The organism is Acrocarpospora pleiomorpha (genome assembly GCF_009687885.1).
GTDB classification, from domain to species: Bacteria; Actinomycetota; Actinomycetes; order Streptosporangiales; family Streptosporangiaceae; genus Acrocarpospora; species Acrocarpospora pleiomorpha.
On record NZ_BLAF01000029.1, the window covers coordinates 44,619 to 68,154 of the forward strand.

Sequence of the window (23,536 nt, forward strand, 5' to 3'; positions counted from 1 at the left end):
GGCTTCCGCCCTACCCCCGCCACTCAAGGGAGTTCCCGCCCATGACCCAACCCCGACCCGACCCCCAACCCGCCACCGAAAGAGACGCGGTGGACGGCGCCGCGCTACTCGACCGGCTACGCGCCGCACTCACCCGCTACGTCGTCCTGCCGACCGGCGAAGCCGCCGACGCCGTCACCCTCTGGATAGCCGCCACCCACGCCCAACCCGCGTGGGCGCACGCGCCCCGCCTGGTCATCCGCGGCCCCGAGAAGCGGTGCGGCAAATCCCGGCTGCTAGACACCGTCGAATCCACCTGCCACCAGCCGTTCATCACCGTCAACTCCAGCAGCGCAGCGGTGTACCGGTCCATCACCGAAGACCCGCCCACCATGCTCGTCGATGAAGCCGACACCATCTTCGGGCCGAAAGCAGACGGCAACGAAGACCTGCGCGGCCTGCTCAACGCTGGCCACCAGCGCAACCGCCCGGCCAAACGCTACGACGCCGCATCCAACCGAGTGGAATCCATCCCCACCTTCGCCATGGCCGCACTCGCCGGAATCGGCGCCATGCCGGACACGATCGAAGACCGCGCGGTCGTCATCCGGATGCGACGCCGCGGCCCCGGCGAAACCGTCGCCCCCTACCGGCACCGCCGCGACCGGCCCCCACTCCGCCAGCTGGCCGAAGAACTCCGCGCCTGGCTCCGCGCCGACCTGCCCACCCTGGAGAAAGCCGAACCCGGCATGCCACTGGAAGACCGCGCCGCCGACACCTGGGAACCCCTCATCACCGTCGCCGACCACGCAGGCGGGCACTGGCCCGACCGCGCCCGCATCGCCGCCCTGGCCCTGACCGCCGAAGCCGACGACAACGGCCATACCAGCGCCCGGCTACGTCTGCTGGCCGACTGCCGGACCGCTTTCGGCACCGACACCGCTCTCCCCACCGCGACGCTGCTGGAACGGCTCAAAGCCGACCCGGACGGCGAATGGGCCGACCACGGACCCGCCGGACTGACCGCCATGAAACTCGGCGCCCTGCTCCGCGAATTCGACATCCGATCCACCACCGCCCGATTCCCCGGCGGACAAGCCAAAGGCTACTCACGCGCCGACTTCACCGACGCCTGGAACCGCTACTGCCCCGCCCCCGACACCCCGCCAAACCAGCCCGAACCGGCCCCCGGAGACAGACGCGTCGTCCTGTTCGAGAGGGGAAGCCGTACCAGCCGTACCAGCCTCAATTCCGCAGGTCAGCCTGGTACGGCTTCCCACCCTGGTACGGCTTAAGCCGTACCACCCAAAAAGCCGTACCAGCCCTGACCAGGCAAAACGAGGCTGGTACGGCTGGTACGGCTACCCCCCTCAACCGTGTCAAACGCCCTCGGTAACTCGTCACCAAAGCACCCTTGCCGAGGCCACTCCCGCACCCACACAAGTCCGGGAAGGGATGCGCCCGATGGAAACAGCCAAGCGCCTTTACTCGATCAACGCCCTTGCCGATAGCCGTCCGAAATTCCTCACGCCCGATGAGCTTGCCGAGCTCTTCACGGTGCCTCTTGAGACCGTCTACCAGTGGCGACGCAAGCACACCGGCCCGCCCGGTTTCAGGGTTGGCCGACACCTTCGCTATGACCTAACCGCCGTACTCGCGTGGGTCGCCGAACAGACCCAGACCGGAGTGAGCTGATATGGCTGGACACGTTCAAGACCGCTGGTACAAGACCGTCACCGGCCCGGACGGCAAGCCCAAGCGCGAACGCACCGACCGATACGGAACAGGAAAGCGATACCGCGCTCGCTACACAGGCCCGGACGGCACCGAAAAGAGCCAGTCCTTTCCTGATCGCCAAAAGCGACTAGCAGAGGAATGGTTGGCCCGCATAGAAGCCGACATGTCGCGCGGGCACTATCTCGATCCCCGAGCTGGCCGCATCACGTTCGGGCAGTATGCCGAGCAGTGGCTGAGCTCATTGACGACCGATCTCAATACTCGTTCCTCGGTTGTCACACAGATCCGGCGGCATGCTATTCCCCACCTCGGCTCGCGTCCACTCGAATCCTTCCAGCCGAGTCACATCCGGGAGTGGCTGAGTGCGCTGGAAGGCACACTTCCGCAGTCCTCCTACCGCCGTGTCATCTTCAGCAACGTGTCGGCCGTCTTCACGGCAGCCATTGATGATGGTGTGCTGTCGAAGAACCCATGCGCCGCACGATCCGTGAGCGCCCCCGCGCCCGCACGTCGGCGAGTCCAACCTTGGACGGCAGAGCGCGTATTCGAGGTACGGGCCGCACTTCCAGCCCGCTATCAGGCCATGACAGACCTGGGAGGAGGTTGCGGGCTGAGGCAGGGCGAAATCTTCGGCCTTCCGCTCGACGAAGTGGACTTCGATGGTGGATGGCTTCATGTGGCCCATCAGGTAAAGGTCATCAGCGGCCATCTCGTCTTTGCTCCACCTAAGCGTGAGAAGGAACGAGATGTGCCGCTTCCCGATCGTGTCGCCAGTGCGCTTCGCGAGCACGTGAAGCAGTTCCCACCCGCCGAAGTCACCCTTCCGTGGAGGACTCCGGACGGCCCGCCGCTCACAAAGCTGCTGGTCTTCACCCGCGACCGTGGCGGACCAGTACGGCGAACCGACTTCAACGCCTACAGCTGGAAGCCAGCTCTAGAAGCTGCTGGCGTCATCCCTCCACCCAGAGATGGCGCGCGGCACCAAGCTGCCCGTGAGCACGGCATGCACGCGCTCAGGCACTTCTACGCCTCGGTGCTCCTGGACGCTGGTGAGAGCATCAAGGCGCTGAGTCAGTACCTCGGACACAGCGATCCCGGCTTCACTCTCCGGGTCTACACCCACCTCATGCCGAGCAGTGAAGGACGCACCCGGCGGGCTGTAGACAAGGTGCATGAAGCCACCGATTCCAAGTCAGACGGCCCACAGACGGCCCAGGACTGATCAATAGGCCGTGATGGTCAGCGAGAACCGGTTCGCTGACCATCACGCTGTCTGTATCCGAATCCCCTTTGACCTGCGGTTACAGAACCGGCAGGTAGCGCCCCAGCTCGAATTCGGTGACCTGGCGGCGGTAGTCGCGCCACTCGGCGCGCTTGTTGCGGAGGAAGAAGTCGAAGACGTGTTCGCCCAGGGTTTCGGCGACCAGTTCGCTGTGTTCCATGACGGAGATGGCTTCGTCGAGGGACTGCGGCAGCGGCTGGATGCCGAGGGCGCGGCGTTCGCCGCTGGTGAGGGCCCAGACGTCGTCTTCGGCGCCGGGGGGCATTTCGTAGCCCTGTTCGATGCCGCGCAGGCCGGCGGCCAGGATGAGGGCGTAGGCGAGGTAGGGGTTGCAGGCGGAGTCGAGGGAGCGGAACTCGATGCGGGTCGAGCCGCCCTTGTGCGGCTTGTACATGGGGACGCGGACCAGGGCGGAGCGGTTGTTGTGGCCCCAGCAGATGTAGGAGGGGGCTTCGCCGCCGGCGCCCGCGATGGCTTCCGCGCCGCCCCACAGGCGCTTGTAGGAGTTGACCCACTGGTTGCACACGGCGGTGATCTCGGCGGCGTGCTTGAGCAGGCCCCCGATGAAGGATCGGCCGATCTTGGAGAGCTGGTAGTCCGAGCCGGGCTCGTAGAAGGCGTTGCGGTCGCCTTCGAACAGGGACATGTGGGTGTGCATGCCGGAGCCGGGGTATTCGGTGAACGGCTTGGGCATGAACGACGCCCAGACGCCCTGCTCCAGCGCGACCTCCTTCATGACCAGCCGGAACGTCATGATGTTGTCGGCGGTGCTGAGCGCGTCCGCGTAGCGGAGGTCGATCTCCTGCTGGCCGGGCGCGCCCTCGTGGTGGCTGAACTCGACGGAGATGCCCATCGACTCCAGCATCATGATCGCGTTGCGCCGGAAGTCGTGGCCCGCGCTGTGCGGGGTGTGGTCGAAGTAGCCGCCCTCGTCGATCGGCTCGGGGCGCACGCCCTTCTCCGGCTTCTCCCTGAGCAGGAAGAACTCGATCTCCGGGTGGGTGTAGAAGGTGAAGCCCATGTCGGCGCACTTGGCCAGGGCGCGCTTGAGCACCCAGCGCGGGTCGGCGTGCGACGGGGAGCCGTCGGGCATCAGGATGTCGCAGAACATCCGGGCCGCCCCGGGCGTCTCGCTGCGCCACGGCAGGATCTGGAAGGTCGACGGGTCGGGCTTGGCGAGCATGTCCGACTCGTACACGCGGGAGAAGCCTTCGATGGCGGAGCCGTCGAAGCCGATGCCCTCGGCGAAGGCGCCTTCGAGCTCGGCGGGGGCGATCGCCACTGATTTGAGGAAGCCGAGGACGTCCGTAAACCAGAGTCGGATGAACCGAATATCGCGCTCTTCTAGCGTGCGGAGGACGAATTCCTGCTGGCGGTCCAAGGCGCTACCTCACGGAATGGACATCTCTGGGCATCTACCAGTGTGCCCTTTCTGTGTTTCACATGCGTTACGCGCCCCCGGTGCGGACTCTCCGTCGCGCCTCGCGGACAACGGGTGAACATTGTCCTAGCGTGTGATCACATGAGCGCTGAGCTGCGGATACCGTCCGCTGCGGCCATTCTTGTCCCGCTTGCCGAGCTGTTCCCGCCGTTGGGGTGTTCGTCCCGGCCGTGCGACGGGACCGCGCTCCGCGCCTGGGCCGCCCCGTACGGCCTGCCCACCGACGCCGGATTCCACCGCCTCGCGGCCCGCCTGATGCCCGAAGGCCGCCTGCTGTCCCGCTGGCTGACCTGGACATTCGCGTACGACGACTGGTGCGACGAGGGCACCGGCAGCAGGGAGGGACGGGTGCTCGACCGGATGCACGCCCGGCTGCGGGAGACCATGCGCACGGGGCACGGTTCCGCCGAGCCGCTGGTCGCGTCCTTCGCCGACCTGTGGCGGGCGACGGCGCCGCGGATGAGCCCTGCCTGGGCGCGCAGGTTCGCCAACCGCCTGGAGCTCCACGCGGACGCCTGCCGGGTGCAGGCCGTCAACCGGACGTACGGGCGGGTGCCGACGGCGGGCGAGTATCCGGCGCTGCGCCGCCACGCGTTCTGCGGGTTCGTCACCGACCTGCTGGAGCCGTGCCTGCGGATCGACGTGCCGGGACGGCTGCACACCTCGCCGCCGTGGCGCACGCTGGTGGACGCGTCCTCGGACGTGATCGCCTGGTGCAACGACATCGCGTCGCTGGCGAAGGAGCAGGGCGATCCGCACAACTACGTGCGGGTGGCGGCCGAGCGGATCGGGGTGCGGGATCCGGCGGCGTGGGTGGCCGACCGGATCGCGGAGCGGGTGGAGGATCTGCGGGACGCGGCGCTGGCGCTGCCGGGGACGTGCGCGGAGCTGGGCGTGCCGGCCACGGTGGCGCCGGTGGCGGTGTGCCTGCTGGCCGGTCCGCGGGCGCATGTGGAGTGGCTGCTGGAGTCGGCACGATATAGATCTACGTAACGTAATCGATTGCTCGCTCTATGTATATACATGAGGCACGCTAAGCGGGGGAACAGGCGGAAGGTCGTCGTGGGGTGCGCCGTGGTGGTTGCGGTGGCGGTCGCCGTACAGGTGACCAGGACGGTGGCGTGCGCGGACGGGCCGGAGAACGGGCGGGCCTACTTCTACGAGCCGCAGGCGGGGCCGGGGAACTGCTCGCTGGAGGCGGCGGGGCAGCTGTTCGTGTCGGTGTCGGCCGGGGAGTACGCGGGCTCGCAGGCGTGCGGCGGCTACCTGGACGTGACCGGCCCGCGCGGGACGGTCCGGGTGCAGGTGGTGGACCAGTGCGTGAAGTGCGGGAAGGGCGAGCTGGACCTGAGCCGCCCGGCCTTCTCGAAGATCGCCCAACCGGGCGTGGGCGTGACCAGGGTCGTCTACGACCGGGTGCGCAATCCCCAGGTGGACAAGCCGCTCGGGTTCCGCGTCAAGGCGGGGTCGTCGGTCTACTGGCTGGCCGTCCAGGTTCTCGATCACGGCAACCCGCTGCGCAGCGTCCGGATCAGGGACGGCGGGCACTGGCGCGACCTGCGGCGCGGCGGCGACAACTATTGGGTCTTCGAGCACTTCCCTGGCGCGGGCCCGTTCACCCTGCGGGTCACCGACGTCTTCGGCCAGCGCGCCACCGCCACCGGCGTCGTCCTCGCCCCCGGTCGCGTCCAGCGCAGCATCAAACGCCTGTACGGCCAGAACGCCGTCACCCCCATCACGCAGCGAGCCCTCCCGGCAGCCCCAGCAGCCCCCGAAAGCCCCATGTTCTGCTGAACCACCCCAGCAAAACCTCCGTCATACGGTGGAAAGCGTGGCAATCGGTCTTTGATCGGGCATCTACCCGAACGCGATACGGTCCGCGCGACCGTATGACCGACCGGGGGGCGACCGAGATGGCGGCGGATGCCGACGCGCTGACACGTGCCGCGCCAGAAATCACGCCGGAGAACACCCCGCGACCGCCGGTGAAGCCCCACTGGATGAAGGTGCCGGAATCCTGGGCGAAAGCCGCCGCCGTCGCCATCGCCGTGGCCTCCATCGCGCTGGAACTCGCCGACATCTGGATCACCGCCCAGCTCCCCCAGCCGGCCTACACCCCGTTCCCCTTCGCCCCCGAGGACATGGCCGGAACCGCGTTCCCCGTCTTCGGCGCGCTGCTCGTGATCCGCCGCCCGCGCCTGGTGATCGGCTGGCTGCTCTGCCTGGGCGGCCTCGGCTCGGCTGCCAACATCACCGTCTCGAACCTGGCGTTGCTGATCGTCCAGGAGGGCGGCCACCCGGCGGTGTTCCTGCTCTGGCTGTTCGCCTCGGCGGTCTGGAGCCTCACCACCTACGCGCTGGGCATCCTGCTCCCGATGCTCTACCCGACCGGCCGCCTGCCCTCCAACCGCTGGTGCGTGCCCGGCGGTTTCGCGGCGCTGGTCCTGATCGCGGACTGGGCGCGGGTGCTGATCGGCCCGTCCACCCCCAGAACCGGCCACAACCCGTTCGCGGTGGCCGCGTTCGCGCCGTACTACCACGACGCCAGGCTGCTGCTCTCGGCGCTGATCAAGGTGGCCCTGGTGCTGGCCTTCTCCTCGCTGGTGGTCAGGTTCCGCCAAGCCGGTCCGGACGAGCGGCGGCAGATCCTGTGGCCGTCGCTGGCCATCGCCGGCCTGGTCGTGCCGTGGGCGATCGGCGACCCGGTCTGGTGGACGGTGTCACTGACGATCCCGCTCATCCCGGCCGCGGTCACGGTGGCGGTGCTGCGCTACCGCCTGTTCGGCATCGACACCCTGGTCACCCGGGCGCTTGTCGGCGCGGGCCTGGTCGGCGCGATCGCGGGCGGCTACGTGCTGGCCACCGGCCTCTCCAGTTTCTTCCTGGCCGGGGTGGACCAGCTGTTCGGCCTGGCCGCCGCGCTGGTCGCGGGCGCGTTCTTCCACCCGATGCGGCGCGCCCTGCAACGCCTGGCCGACCGCGCCCTGTACGGCACCCGCGGCGACCCCGTCGCCCTCGCCGACGGCCTCAAGGCCCGCCTCCAGCAGACCGACCCCGTGCACGGCCTGCTGGCGGCCCTGGAAACCCTCAAGGACGGCCTCGCGGTGACCGGAGCCGGGGCAGAGGTCGACGGCGCGACCATCGCCGCCGGGGAGCTCCGCCAGGTCTCCCGCGCGGTCCCGCTGATCTGGCACGGCCAGCCGGTGGGCACCCTGCTGATCGGCCCGCCAGGCCGCCGCAGGTTCCCGGCCGCCCACGACGAGCGCGTGATCTCCGCCCTCACCCCGTACGTGGCGGACGCGGCCCACACCATGCGCCTCACCACCGCCCTGCAGCGTTCCCGGGAGCGCATCCTGACCGCGCGCGAGGAGGAGCGCCGCCGCCTGCGCCGCGACCTGCACGACGGCCTCGGCCAGACGCTGACGACGATGGCGATGACCCTCAACATGGCCAGGGTCAGCCTGCCCCGCTCCCCCGACGTGGCCGACACCCTGCTGAAAGAGCTCCGCACCGGCATGGACGCCGTCTCCGGCGACATCCGCGAACTCGTGTACGGCCTGCGCCCGCCCGCCCTGGACGATCTCGGCCTGGCCGGAGCCGTACGGCAGCTGGCGGCCGACGGCCCGATAGTGGAGATCGCCGGCGACCTGGACGGGCTGCCCGCCGCCGTGGAGGTGGCCGCCTACCGGATCGTCCAGGAAGGCCTCACCAACATCCGCAAGCACGCCCAGGCGACCTGGGCCAAGGTCACCCTCCGCCGCGAGAGCGCCCTGATCGTGGAGATCAGCGACGACGGCGCCGGCCTGCCGGAGACCGTCACCCCGGGCGTCGGCCTCGGCTCGATGCGCGAGCGCGCCGCCGAACTGGGCGGCACCTGCGTGATCACCTCCTCCGCGTCGGGCACCACGGTGACCGCGAGGTTGCCCCTCTAGACCCCGGACACCAGCGCGTCGCCCACGGCGGTGCGGCGGTAGAGGACTTCGCGGCCGATTCGCTGGCGGGTGACCAGGCCGCCGTCGGATAACACGGTCAGGTGCTGGCTGACCGCGCCCGCCGTCAGTTCCATGCGCCGGGCCAGCGCCGACGTGGACGCCGGGTCGACCAGCGCGGTCAGGATCCGCGCCCGTGTCCTTCCGATCAGCGCCGACAGCGCGCCCGGCGTGCACGGGACCCCCGCCGACCAGAGATTCCCCGACCCCCGCGCCGGATATATCAGCATCGGCTGGTAGGGCTCGCACAACACCGCCACATCCGGCCACCGGAACACGCTCGGCACCAGCACCAGCCCGTCCCCCGCGATGTCCCCCGAGTAGATCCACGGCCGCGACGTCACCAGCCGATCCCCATGCCAGACCACCGCCGGATGCAGATCCGCGAACAGCTCCCGCACCCCGCCGCTGGCCAGCCGCCTGGTCCGCCACATGACGTCGGCTTCCAGCAGCCCGTGCACCCGGGGCCAGAACTCGGCCAGCGCCAGCGTCCAGAACGCCTCCAGCGTGTCCGCCACCCGCCGCACCCCTTCGGCGGGATCCCGCAGGAAGCGCTGGATCGCGACCGGGTCGACGGGTTCCACCCAGCCGACCTCCTCGGCGGCCTTGTCCGGCGGCGTGAGCCGTACGCGCTGGAGTTCGGCCGCGAAGTCGGGCAGCGGCGTATCCGGCGGCGGAGTCAGGAAATCAGGGAAATATCCGTCGGGCGGGACCAGCGCCAGCAGGTCGGTGAGGTCGAAGGAGCGCAGGCGGGGCCGTACGATCCGGAGCCAGGGCAGGTGGATGGAGTGCCGGGCCGGGGTGCGGAGCACGCGCAGGCTGGACACCAGCTCCCAGAGCGGCGAGAACGCGAACCTGAGCCGCGCCACGTCGTCGGGGCGAAATCGCCATTCGATGGCCATCTTTTAGCCTCCGCTAAAAGATTCGCATCCCCCGGGGCCGGTTGTCCAAGGTTGACGGGTGACTGTCACCGCGCCTCCCACCTTCCTGAAATCCAAGATCGGCGGCTTTCCCCGGGCGTTCTGGGTGCTGTTCGGCGGCACCGTCGTGAACCGGCTCGGCACCATGGTGGAGCCGTTCTTCGGGATCTACCTGACCCAGGCCCGCGGCATGTCCCTGGCCGTGACCGGCCTGGTGCTGTCGGTGTTCGGCGCGGGATCGCTGCTGTCGCAGCCGCTCGCGGGCTGGTTAGCCGACCGGTTCGGCCGCCGGGTCACGCTGACCGGCGGCATGCTGGCCTCGGCCGCCACGATGCTGGCGCTCGGTTACAGCACCAGCGTGCAGGGCATCGCGGCCGGGATGTTCGTGCTGGGCGTGGTGGTGGACGCCTACCGCCCGGCCTCCCAGGCGCTGGTCGCCGACCTGGTCTCGCCGCAGGACCGGCCGCGCGCGTTCGGCCTGCTGTTCTGGGGCCTCAACCTGGGCTTCTCGGTCGCGATGATCACCGGCGGCTGGCTGGCCGAGGCGGGTTTCCTCTGGCTGTTCTGGATCAACGCCGTCACCTGCACGATCTTCGGCGTGCTGGTCTGGCGGGCGATCCCGGAGACCCGCCCGGCCGCGTCGCAGCGCCAGGGCGGCTTCCGCGAGGTGTTCCGCGACCGGCTGATGATCGCCTTCGTGGCCATGAACCTGGCCTACACCTGCGTCTACCTGCAGGCGTTCTACACCCTCCCGCTGGCCATGAAGGACCTCGGCACCAGCGCGTACGGCTGGGCGATGGCCGTCAACGGCCTGCTGATCGTCTTCGTGCAGCCGCTGACCAACACGTGGCTGGCCCGGCGCGACAACAGCAACGTGCTGGCGACCGGCTTCGCCATCGTCGGCCTGGGTTTCGCCCTGACCGTATTCGCCTCCACCGCGTTCGAATTCTCACTCACCGTAGCCGTCTGGACGCTCGGCGAGATCCTCACCGCGGGCATGAGCGGCGCGATCGTCGCCACGCTCGCCCCGGCGCACCTACGCGGCCGTTACTCAGGCCTGTACGGTTTCTCCTGGTCAGTGGGCGCGCTGATCACCCCGCTGATCGGCACCCAGCTCCTTGCGGTCGGCCCGGCGGTCCTATGGTCGAGCGCGGGCGCGCTCGGTATTGTCGCCGCCCTCGGCCAGCTGGCCCTTGCCCCCGCCATCCGCCGCAGGTCTCAGCTGGTGACCGCACCATAATCACGCCATAATCTCCTCAACGGGTGATTTACGGGGAGAACATGCGACTGGCGTTATGGGCGATGGCGGCCGTGGGGCTGGTCATCGTGCCGACGGCCGTGGTCATCCAGATCGGACTGCCGCCCGAGTGGACGCCCGCCCTGCCCGCGACCCCCGACTACGCCGCCGGCTTCGCCTTCCCGCTGGTCGGCGCGTTCCTGCTCGCGCACCAGCCGAAACTGAAGATCGCCTGGCTGATGTACGCGGGCGGGATGTGCTCGGCGATCTGCGTGCTCCTGTCCGTCCTGACAAACCGCGCGGCGGCCGACGGCGATCTCACGCTGGCGGGAGCGCTGAACAACCTCGCCGCGTTGCCGTGGACGCTCGGCGGCGTCATGCTGGCCGTCCTCGTCCCGCTCTTCGCCCCCGACGGGCGGCTCCCGTCCCCGCGCTGGCGCCCGCTGGTGCCGATCGCCGTGACCGGCGCCGTGACGCAGGCGTTCCTGTTCATCACGGCCGGGAAAACACGACTCCCCAACCCCCTGGCCATCGATCTTTTCCAGCCCTACCACCGCGTGCTGTACAACGCCGTCTACGTCCTCATGGTCGTGTGCATCGTGGCCGCGCTGGTGTCCTTCACCGTCCGGATGCGCCGCGCCGACCCGGTGACCCGGCGGCAGATCGCGTGGCCGCTGTTCACCTTCGCCGGCTACGTCGTGTGCCTGCTGCTGGGCCCGAACTTCTGGGTGCTCGGCGCGCTCTGGACCGGCCTCATCCCCATCGCGATCATGGTGTCGGTGCTGCGCTACCGCCTGTTCGGCATCGACACGGTGATCAGCCACACCATCGTGGCCGCCGGGCTGATCACCGTGGTCAGCGCCGTCTATTTCGGCGTCGGCGCCGTGTCCAGCCTGCTGGTCTCCAGCTATCACCAGGTCGCCGGGCTGGCCGCCGCCCTGTTCGCCGGCGCGTTCTTCCAGCCGCTGCGGCGGGCCCTGCAACGCCTGTCCGACCGCGTGCTCTACGGCAGGGTCGGCGACCCCCGCCTGCTCGCCGACCGCCTCATCCAGGAGGTACGGCAGGCCGACCCCGCCGGGGCGCTCGGCGCGGTCGTCGCCGTGGTCCGGGACGGCCTGGCCGTGGCCGGGGCGGCCGTCGAGGTGCTCGACGGCCTGCGGGTGGACAGCGGCACGGTCGGCGAGCACCCCCGCGCGATCGACCTGGTCTGGCACGGCGAACCCGTCGGCCGCCTGCTCCTGGGGCCCTGCGGCCCGCGCCGGTTCGCCGTCTCCCACGACGAACGGGTGATCGCCACGCTGCTGCCGTACGTGGCGGACGTGGCGCACGCCGCCCGGATGGCCGCCGACCTGCAACGTTCCCGCGAGCGCATCCTGGCCGCCCGGGAGGAGGAGCGCCGCCGCCTGCGCCGCGACCTGCACGACGGCCTCGGCCAGACGCTCGGGGCGATGGCCATGACCATCAACATGGCCAGGATCAGCATCAGCCGCTCCCCCGGCACGGCCGACGACCTGCTCCAGGATCTCCGCACCGGCATGGACGCGGTGGCCGGCGACATCCGCGACCTGGTGTACGGGCTGCGCCCGCCCGCCCTCGACGATCTCGGCCTGACCGGCGCGGTGGCCTCGCTGGGCACCGAGACGCTGCCCCCGGTGATCAAGGTGGAGGTGGTGGCCGACGAGCTGGGCGAGCTGCCCGCCGCCGTCGAGGTCGCCGCGTACCGAATCGTGCAGGAGGCGCTCACCAACGTGCGGCGGCACGCCCAGGCGGGCAAGGTGCTGATCCTGCTGGCCCGGGAGGAGGAGCAGCTGGTGGTGCGGATCGAGGACGACGGCGTCGGGCTGCCGGAACACCGGCGCGCCGGGGTGGGCACGGCCTCGATGCGGGAGCGCGCCGCCGAGCTGGGCGGCACCTGCGCGATCATCTCACCGGACAGCGGCGGCACCCTGGTCGAGGCCCGGCTGCCAGCCGTCGCCGGCCAGCCCGCGCGCTCTTCCTGAACAGGTCGTTGTGTTCCGAGCCGAAGGCTTTACAGTTACCGATGCAATGGTGATATTTCGTGCGCTGGGCCCGTTCCAGGCGGTCTCAGGCGATCAGTTGCTCGATCTCGGGGGGCAGCGGCAGCAGGCCGTGCTCGCCCGGCTCCTCGTGGCGGGCGGGCGGGCCATTCCGGTGAGCACGCTCATCGACGAGCTCTGGCCGGGCGCGCCCCCGGCCCAGGCGCTGTCCACGATCCAGGGGTACGTGTCGCGGCTGCGCCGCGCCCTGGAGCCGGGCCGCGCGCCACGCGAGGAGGCCGGGATCCTGGTCTCCGCGCCGCCCGGCTACGCGCTCCGCGCCGGTATAGAGCGGGTCGACGCCTGGCATTTCGAGAGCCTGGTCAAGCGGGACGGCGACGATCTGGAGGAGATCACCAGGCGGCTGGACACCGCGCTGGCGCTGTGGCGGGGCCCCGCGCTGGCCGAGTTCGCCGACCTGCCGTGGGCCCAGGCCGAGTCGCTCCGCCTGGACGAGCTGCGGCTGATCGCCGTCGAGCGCCGCGCCGACGCCGCCGTACGGCTCGGCAAGACCGCCGCCCTCATCCCCGACCTGGAGGCGCACGCCTCGGGCTACCCGCTGCGGGAGGAGGCGTGGCGGCTGCTCGCGGTCGCGCTCTACCGGTCCGGACGGCAGGCCGACGCGCTGGGCGCGCTCCGCCGGGCCAGGCACGTGCTCAGGGACGAGCTCGGCCTGGATCTCGGGCCCACGCTGCAGCGACTCGAGCAGGACATCCTCGCCCAGGCGTCCCATCTGGACGCGTCACCGGCCGCCACGGTCACGGTCAGGCCCGCCGCGCCGGGGACGGCGTTGCGGGTGGTGGTGGCCGACGATCAGGCGCTCGTCCGCACCGGCCTGCGGGTGGTGCTGGACAGCGAGCCGGAGCTCGAACTGGTGGCCGAGGCGGAGAACGGCGAGCAGGCCATCGCGGCCGTGCGGCTGGCCAGGCCGGACGTGGTGCTGATGGACATCCAGATGCCCCGGCTTGACGGGCTGGCCGCGGCCCGGCGCATCCTGGCCGGGGAGGACCCGCCGAAGGTGATCATGATGACCACGTTCGGCACCGACGACAACCTGTACTCGGCGCTGCGGGCCGGGGTGAGCGGGTTCGTGCTCAAGACCTCGCCGCCGGAGCAGCTGATCGCGGCGATCCGGGCGGCCGTGGCCGGCGACGCGCTGATCGACCCGGCGGTGACCACACACCTGATCGCGGCCTTCGCGGGCCGCCAGGATCCGGCCGCCCCGGCGGGGTTGTCCGACCCCGAGATCGATCTGGTCCGGCTGGTCGCGCGCGGCTTCACCAACCGGCAGATCGCGGTCACCCTCGCCGTGCCGGAGCAGGCGGTCGCGGAGGAGGTGAACCGGCTGCTGAAACGTCTGGAGCTGCTGGACCGGGCGCAGCTGGTGGTGCTGGCCTACGAATCGGGTCTGGTCAGCCCGGGATCCTGAACTTATCGTCAGGTTGACGACAATAAATCGGGGGCCGTACCCTGGTCGCGTGGCCCAACTCCGTATTGCCCTCGCCCAGACCAATCCTGTCGTCGGCGACCTCGCCGGAAACGCCGACAAACTGATCGGGTGGACCCGCCGCGCCGCCGACCGCGGCGCGCACCTGGTGGTGTTCACCGAGATGTTCCTCACCGGCTATCCGGTGGAGGATCTCGTGCTGCGGACCTCGTTCGTGGACGCGTCCATCGCCGGGCTCGAGGCGGTCGCCGCCCGGCTCGCCGCCGAGGGGCTCGGCGAGCTGCCGGTCGTGGTGGGTTACGTCGACCGGGCAGGGCTGACGCATCGGGTGGGGCAGCCGAAGGGCGCGCCGCTGGACGCCGCCGCGCTGCTGCACCAGGGGCGGGTGGTGATGCGGACGGCCAAACATCACCTGCCGAACTACGGCGTCTTCGATGAATACCGATATTTCGTGCGCGGGGATCGGCTGCCCGTCTTCCGGTTGCACGGGGTGGACGTGGCGGTGGCCATCTGCGAGGACCTGTGGCAGGAGGGTGGTCCCGTCTCGGTGGCGCGGGAGGCGGGGGCGGGGCTGCTGGTGGTGCCGAACGCCTCGCCGTACGAGATGAACAAGGACGACGTGCGGTTCGCGCTGTGCGCCCGCCGGGCCGGGGAGGCGGGGTGCGCGCTCGCCTACGCCAACCAGGTGGGCGGGCAGGATGAGCTGATCTTCGACGGGGACTCGCTGATCGTGTCGGCCGAGGGGGAGCTGATCGCGCGGGCCGGGCAGTTCACCGAGGAGCTGCTGGTCGCCGATCTGGAGCTGCCGCTGGGTTCGGGCCAGCCCGGGGAGTTCCAGGTGGACGCCGAGGACGGCACGACGATCACCGTCGAGCGGGTCGTGCTGTCGGAGGAGCCGCTGGCGTATCCGGCCGAGCCGCCGGTGATCCAGGAGCGGCTCGACGACCGGGCCGAGGTGTATCAGGCGCTGGTGCTCGGAGTGCGCGACTACGTGGCCAAGAACGGGTTCCAGTCGGTCATCCTCGGGCTGTCCGGCGGCATCGACTCGGCGCTCACCGCGACCATCGCGGCCGACGCGATCGGGCCCGACCGGGTGCACGTGGTGCTGATGCCGTCGCGCTACTCCTCCGACCACTCCGTCGAGGACGCCGAGGAGCTGGTCCGCCGCCAGGGGCTGCAGGCGCGGGTGGTGCCGATCGCCGACGTGGTCAACGCGTTCGAGAAGGAGATCGAGCTGACCGGCCTGGCGGCCGAGAACCTGCAGGCGCGGGTGCGCGGCATGCTGCTGATGTCGCTGTCCAACCAGCACGGCCACCTGGTGCTCACCACCGGCAACAAGAGCGAGCTGGCGACCGGCTACTCCACCCTGTACGGCGACTCCGCCGGCGGCTTCGCCCCGATCAAGGACGTGCCCAAGAGCCTGGTCTGGGAGCTGTCCAAGTGGCGGAACACGCGGTCCACGCCGCCGCCCATCCCGGAGAACTCGATCACCAAGGAGCCGAGCGCGGAACTGCGGCCCGAACAGCGGGACACCGACTCGCTCCCGCCGTACGAGGTGCTCGACCGGCTCCTGGACGACTACGTGGAACAGGATCTGGGGCGGGAGGAGCTGATCGCGGCCGGGCACGATCCCGAGCTGGTGACCCGGGTGATCCGGCTGGTGGACACGGCGGAGTACAAGCGCCGCCAGTACCCGCCGGGTCCGAAGATCAGCCCCAAGAACTTCGGACGCGACCGGCGCCTTCCCATCACCAACCGGTGGCGGGAAGGCTAACGGGACAGGAAGCCGCGCAAAGCCTCGTCGACGATTCTGGCGGCCAGGTCGTCGGCGAGGGGCGTGTTGTTGTGGGCCGCCCCTTTGGTGTACCAGAGCATGGTGCCGCTGAGCATGCCGATGGCCAGCTCGATGTCCAGGTCGGGGCGGAGTTCCCCGCTGGCCACGCCGCGTCCCAGCACCGCGCGCATCGCGACCCTGCGGGGCTCGATGGCGGTCTTGTGGAAACGTTCGTACAGGTTCGGGTGGCGGTCAGGTTCGCTCATCGCGATGTTCATGATGCAGCGGGTGCGCAGGGTGAGCGAGTCCTGCCGCATCACGTCCAGATAGGCGACCAGATCCTCCCGGACCGTCCGGCCCTCGACCACCGGCAGCGGGGCCTTGAGGGTGGCCAGGGCGTCCCCGACCAGCTCCTCCTTGTTGGCCCAGCGCCGGTAGATCGTCGTCTTGCCCACTCCGGCGCGGGCCGCCACGGCCTCGATCGACAGCTCGGACACCGAGGTGCCCTCGCCGATCAGATCGAGCGTGGCGTCCACGATCGCCTTCTCCGCCCGCTCACTCCGGGGACGCCCCGCGGGCCTGGCGGTTCCCATCACGGTCATCTCGGAGCCTCCTCTCGCGCGTGTGATCGTTAAACTACCGCCGATTCCCGCTCCACGTCAGTGGCGTGGGCCGGGACGTACTTCGCGCTCTTGCCCGGCATCCAGCGGGCGACCACGAGCGCGCCGATCAGGGCGACCAGGGCCGAACCCGCCGCCGCCCAGTGAATGCCGGTGACGAACGCGTCGTTGGCCGCGTCCATCAGCGCCGCGCCCTGCGCGCCCATGCGCTCGGTCACGGCGGCGGCCCCGGCGATCGACTCGGTCACCGCGTGAGCGGCCTCCGGCGGCAAGCCGGTGACCTGGCCCTCCATGTTCCCCCGGTAGCTGGCCGAGAGCGCGGCGCCCAGCACGGCGATGCCGAGCGTGCCACCGACCTGGCGGACCACGTTGCTCATCGAGGAGCCTACCCCGGCCTTCTCCCGTGGCAGCGCGTTCATGATCGCCGTGGTCGAGGTGGGCAGGATGTTGGCCATCGCCGCGCCCTGCACGAACCCGAGCACCAGCAGGATCCACAGCGGCGTGTCCGCCTCGGCGAACACGTAGCCGGCCAGCGCGACGGCGATCACCAGCATCGAGACGGTGCCGACCGCCCTGGCGCCGAACCGCTCCACCACCCGGGCGCTCTGCGGCGAGAACAGCAGCTGCGCCACCGCGAACGGCAGCACCAGCGCGCCCGACTGCAGCGGCGAGAAGCCGCGGACGATCTGCCAGTAGAACGCCAGGAAGAACAGCACGCCCATGGCCGCGAAGAACACCAGGCCGACGGTGATGATCGCGGTGGAGAAGCCCGCGTTGCGGAAGTTGCGCACGTCGAAGGCCGGGTGGTCGATGCGGCTCTCGTACCAGACGAAGGCGGCCAGGATGGCCAGGCCGATCGCGGACGGCACGATGACCGTGACGTCGGCGGCGGTGCCCAGCTCGGTGATCCTGACGATGCCGTAGACCAGGGCGACCAGGCCCAGGATGGACAGCAGCACGCCGACCGGGTCGAGCGCGGCCCGGTGCGGGTCCTTGGAGTCGGGCACCAGCGAGGCGATCAGCACGATCGCGAGCAGCACGATCGGCACGTTGATCAGGAAGACCGAGCCCCACCAGAAGTGTTCGAGCAGCAGGCCGCCGGTGATCGGGCCGATCGCGACGGCGATGCCGACGCCGCCCGCCCAGACGCCGATCGCCCGGCCGCGCTCGTGGAGCGGGAAGACGTTGGAGATGATCGCCAGGGTGGCGGGCATGATCGCCGCGCCGCCGATGCCCATCAGGGCTCTGGCCACGATCAGCTGCATCGGATCCTGGGCGTACGCGCTGGCCAGCGAGGCCAGGCCGAACAGGATCATGCCGATCAGCAGCATGCGCTTACGCCCGTAGCGGTCGCCGAGCACGCCGAAGGTGAACAGCAGTCCCGCGAACACGAGCGTGTAGGAGTTCATGGCCCACTCCAGCTCGCCCTGGGTGGCGCCCAGGCCGTGGACCGGGTCGGCGATCGTCTTGATCGCCACGTTCAGGATGGTGTTGTCGAGCACCACCGCGAGCAGGCTGAACACCATCACGCCGAGGATCTGCCAGCGGCGCGGGTGACCAGAGTCTGGTTCCACGATATTTCCCCCCAAATACGATACGATCTAGTTTCGCAACGCCACCGTATCGTATGGCTTTACGATACGCAACGGTCCCGTAAAGCAATCCTCAAGGGCGGGTCATTCCCCTAGATCACACAAGCACCGGCTCGGGCGCCTTCCGCCAGATCGGAGCGGCCGCGGCGACCACGGCCAGGCCGATCAGTCCCGCCCCGGCGAACGCCCAGTCCGGACCTGCCCCGTCGATGATGGCTCCGGCGATCGGGCCCGCGACGGCGATGCCGGTGGTCAGGAAGGTGCCGTGCAGGCCCATCACCTCGCCGCGCACCGCCGTGGGCGCCCACCTGTTGACCATGTCGACGGTGGCGGACTGGGAGGGCGCGCAGAGCAGGCCGCTGGGGATGAGCGCCAGGCAGAGCCACCACCAGCCGCCGCCCGCCAGCCCGACCGGAATCGTCAGCGCGCTGAGCGTGGCGATCATGGCCAGCGGCGAGAAGCCGCGCGAAAGGCCGCCGTAGACGAACCCGCCGACCAGCGAGGAGAGGCACCAGATGCTGATGACCGGGCCGATCCAGCCGGTGGCGCCGCTGTCCTCCAGCGTCGCCACGATGGCGAGGTCGGTGGAGGTCAGCACGAAACAGAGCGTGGACCCCATCACCAGCACGGTGAGCAGCCGGGGCGTCAGCCACTGCCGCCGGGGAACGTGCTCGCCGGTCTCGGCCGCGAGCTCGGCGGCTGACCGGGTGGGCGGATTCAGCGCGAATAACGCCAGGCCCGCGCCGAGGAAGCCGACCCCGATCACCGCCATCGCGGTGGTGCTGGACAGCGCGCTCACCCCGGCGGCCGCCACCGCCGGGCCGATCATGAACGACGTCTCGGTGGCCATCGAGTCCAGCGCGAACCCGGTCCGATGGCTCTCAACGGGCACCATCGCCGCCAGGCACTGCCGGATCACCCCGAACACCGGCAACATCAGCAGCCCGCTCACCCCCGCCAGGACCAGCAGCGCCGGGTACGGCAACGCCCACGCGCTCACCCAGAACAGGAACTGCGCCAGCATGGTGACCACCACCACCGGCCGCACCCCGCGCCGGTCGATGAACCGGCCCGTGATGGGCGAGCCCAGCGCCATGCCGATCGTGGCCGAGGCGCCGACCAGTCCGGCCTGGGTCCAGGTCATCCCGAGCGACTTCACCGTGTGCAACGTCAGCACCAGGCTGGTAGCTGTGTGCGGGATCCGGGCGAGGAGTCCGACTACGAGCAGGTTCCGCACGCCGGGCTCAGCCAGGACCCGACGGTAAGGTTCAATTTCCATTTTTGCGACTTACCTCCGCATGGCATTGTGCCCTGCGGCACCGACAGGTTCGCCACTGGATTACCGGGGCGGCGTGGGGTGTTCCCACCTGGTGACGGCATGCAATGATCTGACTGTCCGGGGACGCCACTGGGGCGCCACGAGACCTGGAGGTAGCCATGTCCTCTGCTAGTTCTGTCAGTGCGCTCTATGGCGGGAACGCCGGGCGCAGGGTCACCGTCCGCGATATCGGCGCCGCCAAGGCGCGGCACGAGCGCTGGCCGATGGTCACCGCGTACGACGCGATGACCGCGCGGGTCTTCGACGAGGCGGGCATCCCCGTCATGCTCGTCGGCGACTCGGCCGCGATGGTGGTCTTCGGTTACGACTCGACGCTCCCGGTGACCGTCGACGACCTCATCTCCCTCACGGCCGCCGTCGTCCGGGGCTCCTCCCGGGCCATGGTCGTGGCCGATCTCCCGTTCGGCTCCTACCAGGCCTCACCCCAGCAGGCCCTGGAGTCGGCGACCCGGTTCATGAAGGAAGCCGGAGCCCACGCCGTCAAACTGGAGGGCGGCACCCGGGTTCTCCCCCAGATCGAAACCCTCGTCTCGGCCGGCATCCCCGTCATGGGCCACCTCGGCCTCACCCCCCAGTCGGTGAACGTCTTCGGTGGGTATCGGGTGCAGGGCCGCGGCCAGTCGGGCGAGGAGCTGATGGCGGACGCCAAGGCTCTCGAGCACGCGGGTGCCTTCTCGCTCGTCCTCGAGTGTGTTCCCACCGACCTGGCCAACCGCGTCACCACTGCCCTCTCCATCCCCACCATCGGGATCGGCGCGGGCCCGGGCACGGACGCGCAGGTTCTCGTCTGGCAGGACCTCATGGGCCTGACCGAGCACCCCGCGAAGTTCGTCAAGAAGTACGCGGACCTGGCGGGCGAGATGCACCGCGCGGTCCGCACCTTCGCCGACGAGGTGGTCACCGGCGCGTTCCCCACCGCCGAACACAGCTACAGCTGAACAAGCGGCGCCGTGGCCCGGGCCACCTCCGGGCCACGGCCTACTGCGACGCGCTGATCAGCCACTCCGCGATCTCGCCCGGGGCGACGACCTGGTGAAGGTGCTCACCCGGAATGCGCGTGACCGGCCACCCACGCTCGTCAGCCTCCTTGGCGACCCTCGCATAGGGTTCGCCGAACCACAGGTACGCGCCGCGCACATGATCCCACTTGGCCGGTACAGGAATCTCCTGGTCGTAGTACGCCAGCGGAAGCCGCGGCTGCTCAGCCACGATCTGGCGGCGAGCCGCCTCATCGGGCACCAGTTCTGCGACCGCCTCCTCCGGCCACCAATCCGTCCAGCGCGGCAGGATGCCGTCCGGATCGGCCATCGAACCAAGGAAGACCAGGTGCTCCGGCTCGGCCGCCCGGGTGGAGCCCCTCCGGGGTGGCAGGGCCGCGTCCACGAACAGGCAGATCGTGATCTGCCCGCGCAGGGCCTCCACCACCAGGGGCACGAACAGGCCCGCGTTGCTGTGCGCCACGATCGCCAGCGGCCCGAGCGGCGCCGACGCCACCACCTCGTCCACCACCCTCGGCCAGTACGGCGGAGCCCCCACCCCGACATCGACCAGCGAGGGCACGACCGCCGCCCGCCCCCGGGCGCGTAACGCGGCGGCGACCGGCGTCCACGTCGAAGGCCCGACGGAGGGACTGTGCACCAGCACGAAGGTCGCGTCCATTACCCCAGCATTCACCCGAGATCGTCCCTCTAGGGCGGACGTCCTCTTAGCGCGAACGAAGAGGCACCGGCTTACACGGAACGAACAAGATCACCGCTAGCGTTGCGCACCGAATCGGCTACGTATCGTATAAGCGGAAGGTAAAATCCGTGTTTGACAGCAAGCGTTTAGCCGTCCTCGGCATGGGGCTGACCCTGGCGCTCGTGACCGCCTGCAGCGGCTCCGACGCGACTGCCCCGGTCGCGGCCGAGTCCGGCGCACCCTCGTCGGTGCCGCCCTCGGAGGTCCCGTCAGCGGTCCCGTCGGAGCTCTCGGACGAGAGCCCCGCGCCGCCGGTCAACCCGGCCAAGGCCACCTGCGACTACCGCAAGGACGACACCGGGAGCCCGGCCAAGTTCGTCGGCTTCCCGGCCAAGAAGCCCACCAAGGCCGCGTTGAACGCCAAGACCATGACGATGCGCACCAACCACGGTGACATCGTGATCGAGCTCACCCCGAACACGCCGTGCACGGTGAACTCCTTCGCGTTCCTGGCCGACAAAAAATACTTCGACGACACCGTCTGCCATCGCCTGGTCACCGCCGAGACCAACGGCGTGGACATGCTCCAGTGCGGCGACCCGCAGGCCAAGGGCGACGGGAAGAACCCGACCGACGGCACCGGCGGGCCCGGCTACCTGTTCCCGGATGAGAACCTCGGCCCGCAGTACGTGCGCGGCGTGGTCTTCATGGCGCAGGGCGGGGACGCGGCCAACTCCAACGGCAGCCAGTTCGCGATCTCCACCGCGAACGAGACCGCGCAGCTGCCCGCCGCCTACACGCCGTTCGGCGTGGTCGTGAAGGGCATGGAGATCATCGACAAGATCGTCGCTGGAGGCGTGCAGACCACCCAGGACGACATCCTCAGCGACGAGGGCGGCTCCAACGCGCCGAAGATCCCCGTCAAGATCTCCACGATCGTGCTCAAGTAGCGCTCACACGACCAAGGGGTGGAGCGAGGCGCGGCGGCGGGTGCCGTCGTACTCGGCCCAGGCGGCGGCGAGCCGGGCGACCGATTCGGTGAGTTCGGCCTCCGGGTGCACGAACGGCAGCCGCAGGCGGTCCACGTGCTCGCCCGCCGGGTCGAAGGACGGGCCGGGCGGGACGGCGACGCCGTGGCGGGCGGTCAGCTGGGCCAAGGCGCCGGCGTCGCCGCGCGGGAGCCGTACCCACAGGGTCTGGCCGCCCAGAGCGGGCTGGTGGGACCAGGAGGGAAGCCGAGTGGCGAGCTGGGCGCGCAGGTGGTCGTGGCGGTGTTTGAGGGTGGCCACGCGGGCTTGGCGTATCTCGTCCAGGCGGCGCAGGAGAGCGATGGCGGCGAGCTGGGCGAGGACGTCACCGCCCAGGTCGTGGATGGCGCGCAGGCGGGCCAGCCGGGAGATGACGGGGGTGGCGGCACGGATCCAGCCAACCCGGATGCCGCCCCAGATCAGTTTGCTGAGGGAGGCGACCGTGATGAGGTGCTCGCCCTTGACGTACGCGGCGAGAGGGAACGGGAGCTCGTCGTCGAAGCAGAGCTCGGCGGGGACCTCGTCGTCGATCACCGGGACGTCGGCGGCGGCCGCCCAGCCGGCCAGGCGGCGCCGGGCCAGCGGGGGCATGATCAGGCCGGTCGGGTTGTGGGCGGTCGGGATCACGTACGCGAGGGCGGGCTTGCCCACCTCCGGCTCGCGCGGGGACAGCACACCCCGGTCGTGGGCTTCGGCCAGGTCGCAGGGGGAGAGCAGGGCCCCGGCGTCGCGGAAGATCTCGATGGCGCTCGGGTAGGTCGGGCTCTCGATCCTGACCGTGTCCCCCGGCGCCACCAGCAGCGCGGTGATCAGCGAGATGGCCTGCTGGCCGCCGTTGGTGACCAGGATCTGGTCCGGGCCGGTGGGCAGGCCGCGGCGGCTGTAGTACTCCGCCAGCGCCCGCCGCAGATCCGGATATCCAGCCGGATGGTAGCCAATATCGTGGCGAACCCCGCTCAACCGCGTGACCGCCTCCTGGTACGCCTCGATCAGCTCGGGCGGCGGCTCGATCGGCGCGGCACAGGTCAGCAGCGTCACCCCGTCCGGCGGGTCGAGCACGTGCAGCAGCAGCGGGTTCGACACCCCGTCCGCCGCCCGGGTGGCGGGCAGCTCCGCCTCGGCGACCCTGGTTCCGCTGCCCTGCCGCCGGATCACCCGCCCTTCCTGCTGCAGCAGGTCGTAGGCCGCCACGACCGTCCCCCTGCCGACGGCCAGCCGCCGCGCCAGCACCCGGTCGGGCGGCAACGCCGACCCCGGCGGCAGCAGCCCGTCGTCGATCAGCGCCCGCAGCCGGATCGCCAGCAGCAGATACAGCGGCCCTCGCCCGGACGCCCAGCGCCCCAGCCACCCGATCAACCGCTCGACGTCCATCCGCGCACTCCCTCCATTGGCTCGAGAAGCGGACCAATTCGGA

19 protein-coding genes are annotated in these 23,536 nt (G+C 70.2%); 12 read left to right on the forward strand and 7 right to left on the reverse strand.

Annotation, left to right across the window (positions count from 1 at the left end; genetic code table 11):
- Positions 1 to 41 precede the first annotated feature (41 nt).
- From Aple_RS25230 to Aple_RS25240, 3 genes are all read left to right on the forward strand, one after another.
- A complete protein-coding gene (locus tag Aple_RS25230; protein WP_174889873.1) occupies positions 42 to 1,274 on the forward strand; it encodes a DUF3631 domain-containing protein in 1,233 nt (410 codons plus the stop codon).
- A 169-nt stretch (positions 1,275 to 1,443) separates the two neighbouring features.
- Entirely contained in the window at positions 1,444 to 1,674 is a 231-nt protein-coding gene (locus Aple_RS25235; protein WP_155347176.1) for a helix-turn-helix domain-containing protein, read from the forward strand.
- Position 1,675: 1 nt separating this feature from the next.
- Positions 1,676 to 2,938, forward strand: a complete 1,263-nt coding sequence (locus Aple_RS25240; protein WP_155347177.1) for a tyrosine-type recombinase/integrase — start codon at positions 1,676 to 1,678, stop codon at positions 2,936 to 2,938.
- Positions 2,939 to 3,017: 79 nt separating this feature from the next.
- Here the strand turns inward: Aple_RS25240 and glnA2 are convergent, their stop codons facing one another.
- Positions 3,018 to 4,379, reverse strand: coding sequence for a gamma-glutamylpolyamine synthetase GlnA2 (gene glnA2, locus Aple_RS25245; protein ID WP_155347178.1), 1,362 nt, complete (start codon positions 4,377 to 4,379; stop codon positions 3,018 to 3,020).
- Positions 4,380 to 4,520: 141 nt separating this feature from the next.
- On the opposite strand from glnA2, the gene Aple_RS25250 reads away from it, so the two are divergent.
- The 3 genes from Aple_RS25250 to Aple_RS25260 all read left to right on the forward strand — a co-directional run bounded on the left by Aple_RS25250 (position 4,521) and on the right by Aple_RS25260 (position 8,371).
- A complete protein-coding gene (locus Aple_RS25250; RefSeq protein ID WP_155347179.1) occupies positions 4,521 to 5,432 on the forward strand; it encodes a terpene synthase family protein in 912 nt (303 codons plus the stop codon).
- Positions 5,433 to 5,513: 81 nt separating this feature from the next.
- A complete protein-coding gene (locus tag Aple_RS25255) occupies positions 5,514 to 6,233 on the forward strand; it encodes an expansin EXLX1 family cellulose-binding protein (protein ID WP_170321657.1) in 720 nt (239 codons plus the stop codon).
- A 95-nt stretch (positions 6,234 to 6,328) separates the two neighbouring features.
- On the forward strand, positions 6,329 to 8,371 hold the full coding sequence (locus Aple_RS25260) for a sensor histidine kinase (RefSeq protein ID WP_155347181.1): 2,043 nt from the start codon (positions 6,329 to 6,331) through the stop codon (positions 8,369 to 8,371).
- Here the strand turns inward: Aple_RS25260 and Aple_RS25265 are convergent.
- Positions 8,368 to 9,330: an ArsR/SmtB family transcription factor gene (locus tag Aple_RS25265; RefSeq protein WP_155347182.1), complete on the reverse strand. Its 963-nt coding sequence runs from the start codon at positions 9,328 to 9,330 to the stop codon at positions 8,368 to 8,370. The genes Aple_RS25260 and Aple_RS25265 overlap by 4 nt on opposite strands.
- Positions 9,331 to 9,388: 58 nt before the next feature.
- Here Aple_RS25265 and Aple_RS25270 point away from each other — a divergent pair, with 58 nt between their 5' ends.
- From Aple_RS25270 to Aple_RS25285, 4 genes are read left to right on the forward strand one after another with little or no spacing between them, the layout of a single operon-like run.
- A complete protein-coding gene (locus Aple_RS25270) occupies positions 9,389 to 10,588 on the forward strand; it encodes an MDR family MFS transporter (protein WP_155347183.1) in 1,200 nt (399 codons plus the stop codon).
- A 41-nt stretch (positions 10,589 to 10,629) separates the two neighbouring features.
- Entirely contained in the window at positions 10,630 to 12,585 is a 1,956-nt protein-coding gene (locus Aple_RS25275; RefSeq protein ID WP_155347184.1) for a sensor histidine kinase, read from the forward strand.
- A gap of 46 nt (positions 12,586 to 12,631) precedes the next feature.
- Entirely contained in the window at positions 12,632 to 14,071 is a 1,440-nt protein-coding gene (locus Aple_RS56055) for a BTAD domain-containing putative transcriptional regulator (RefSeq protein ID WP_155347185.1), read from the forward strand.
- 49 nt (positions 14,072 to 14,120) lie between these two features.
- Positions 14,121 to 15,863, forward strand: a complete 1,743-nt coding sequence (locus tag Aple_RS25285; RefSeq protein WP_155347186.1) for an NAD+ synthase — start codon at positions 14,121 to 14,123, stop codon at positions 15,861 to 15,863.
- Here the strand turns inward: Aple_RS25285 and Aple_RS25290 are convergent.
- The 3 genes from Aple_RS25290 to Aple_RS25300 all read right to left on the reverse strand — a co-directional run bounded on the left by Aple_RS25290 (position 15,860) and on the right by Aple_RS25300 (position 19,354).
- Positions 15,860 to 16,465, reverse strand: a complete 606-nt coding sequence (locus Aple_RS25290; protein WP_155347187.1) for a TetR/AcrR family transcriptional regulator — start codon at positions 16,463 to 16,465, stop codon at positions 15,860 to 15,862. The two genes, Aple_RS25285 and Aple_RS25290, sit on opposite strands and share 4 nt — an antisense overlap.
- 29 nt (positions 16,466 to 16,494) lie before the next feature.
- Positions 16,495 to 18,057 carry an MFS transporter gene (locus tag Aple_RS25295; RefSeq protein WP_155347188.1) on the reverse strand — a complete coding sequence of 521 codons (1,563 nt, stop codon included), beginning with the start codon at positions 18,055 to 18,057 and terminating at the stop codon, positions 16,495 to 16,497.
- A gap of 115 nt (positions 18,058 to 18,172) precedes the next feature.
- The gene (locus Aple_RS25300; protein WP_155347189.1) at positions 18,173 to 19,354 is read right to left on the reverse strand and encodes an MFS transporter; all 1,182 of its coding nucleotides are present in this window, start codon (positions 19,352 to 19,354) and stop codon (positions 18,173 to 18,175) included.
- 158 nt (positions 19,355 to 19,512) lie between these two features.
- On the opposite strand from Aple_RS25300, the gene panB reads away from it, so the two are divergent.
- Positions 19,513 to 20,352 carry a 3-methyl-2-oxobutanoate hydroxymethyltransferase gene (gene panB, locus Aple_RS25305; protein ID WP_155347190.1) on the forward strand — a complete coding sequence of 280 codons (840 nt, stop codon included), beginning with the start codon at positions 19,513 to 19,515 and terminating at the stop codon, positions 20,350 to 20,352.
- Between the two features lie 40 nt (positions 20,353 to 20,392).
- Here the strand turns inward: panB and Aple_RS25310 are convergent, their stop codons facing one another.
- The gene (locus Aple_RS25310) at positions 20,393 to 21,073 is read right to left on the reverse strand and encodes an alpha/beta hydrolase (protein WP_155347191.1); all 681 of its coding nucleotides are present in this window, start codon (positions 21,071 to 21,073) and stop codon (positions 20,393 to 20,395) included.
- Positions 21,074 to 21,222: 149 nt separating this feature from the next.
- Here Aple_RS25310 and Aple_RS25315 point away from each other — a divergent pair, with 149 nt between their 5' ends.
- Positions 21,223 to 22,044 carry a peptidylprolyl isomerase gene (locus Aple_RS25315; RefSeq protein ID WP_246264765.1) on the forward strand — a complete coding sequence of 274 codons (822 nt, stop codon included), beginning with the start codon at positions 21,223 to 21,225 and terminating at the stop codon, positions 22,042 to 22,044.
- Between the two features lie 3 nt (positions 22,045 to 22,047).
- Here the strand turns inward: Aple_RS25315 and Aple_RS25320 are convergent, their stop codons facing one another.
- Positions 22,048 to 23,493: an aminotransferase-like domain-containing protein gene (locus Aple_RS25320; RefSeq protein WP_155347192.1), complete on the reverse strand. Its 1,446-nt coding sequence runs from the start codon at positions 23,491 to 23,493 to the stop codon at positions 22,048 to 22,050.
- Between the last annotated feature and the right edge of the window lie 43 nt (positions 23,494 to 23,536).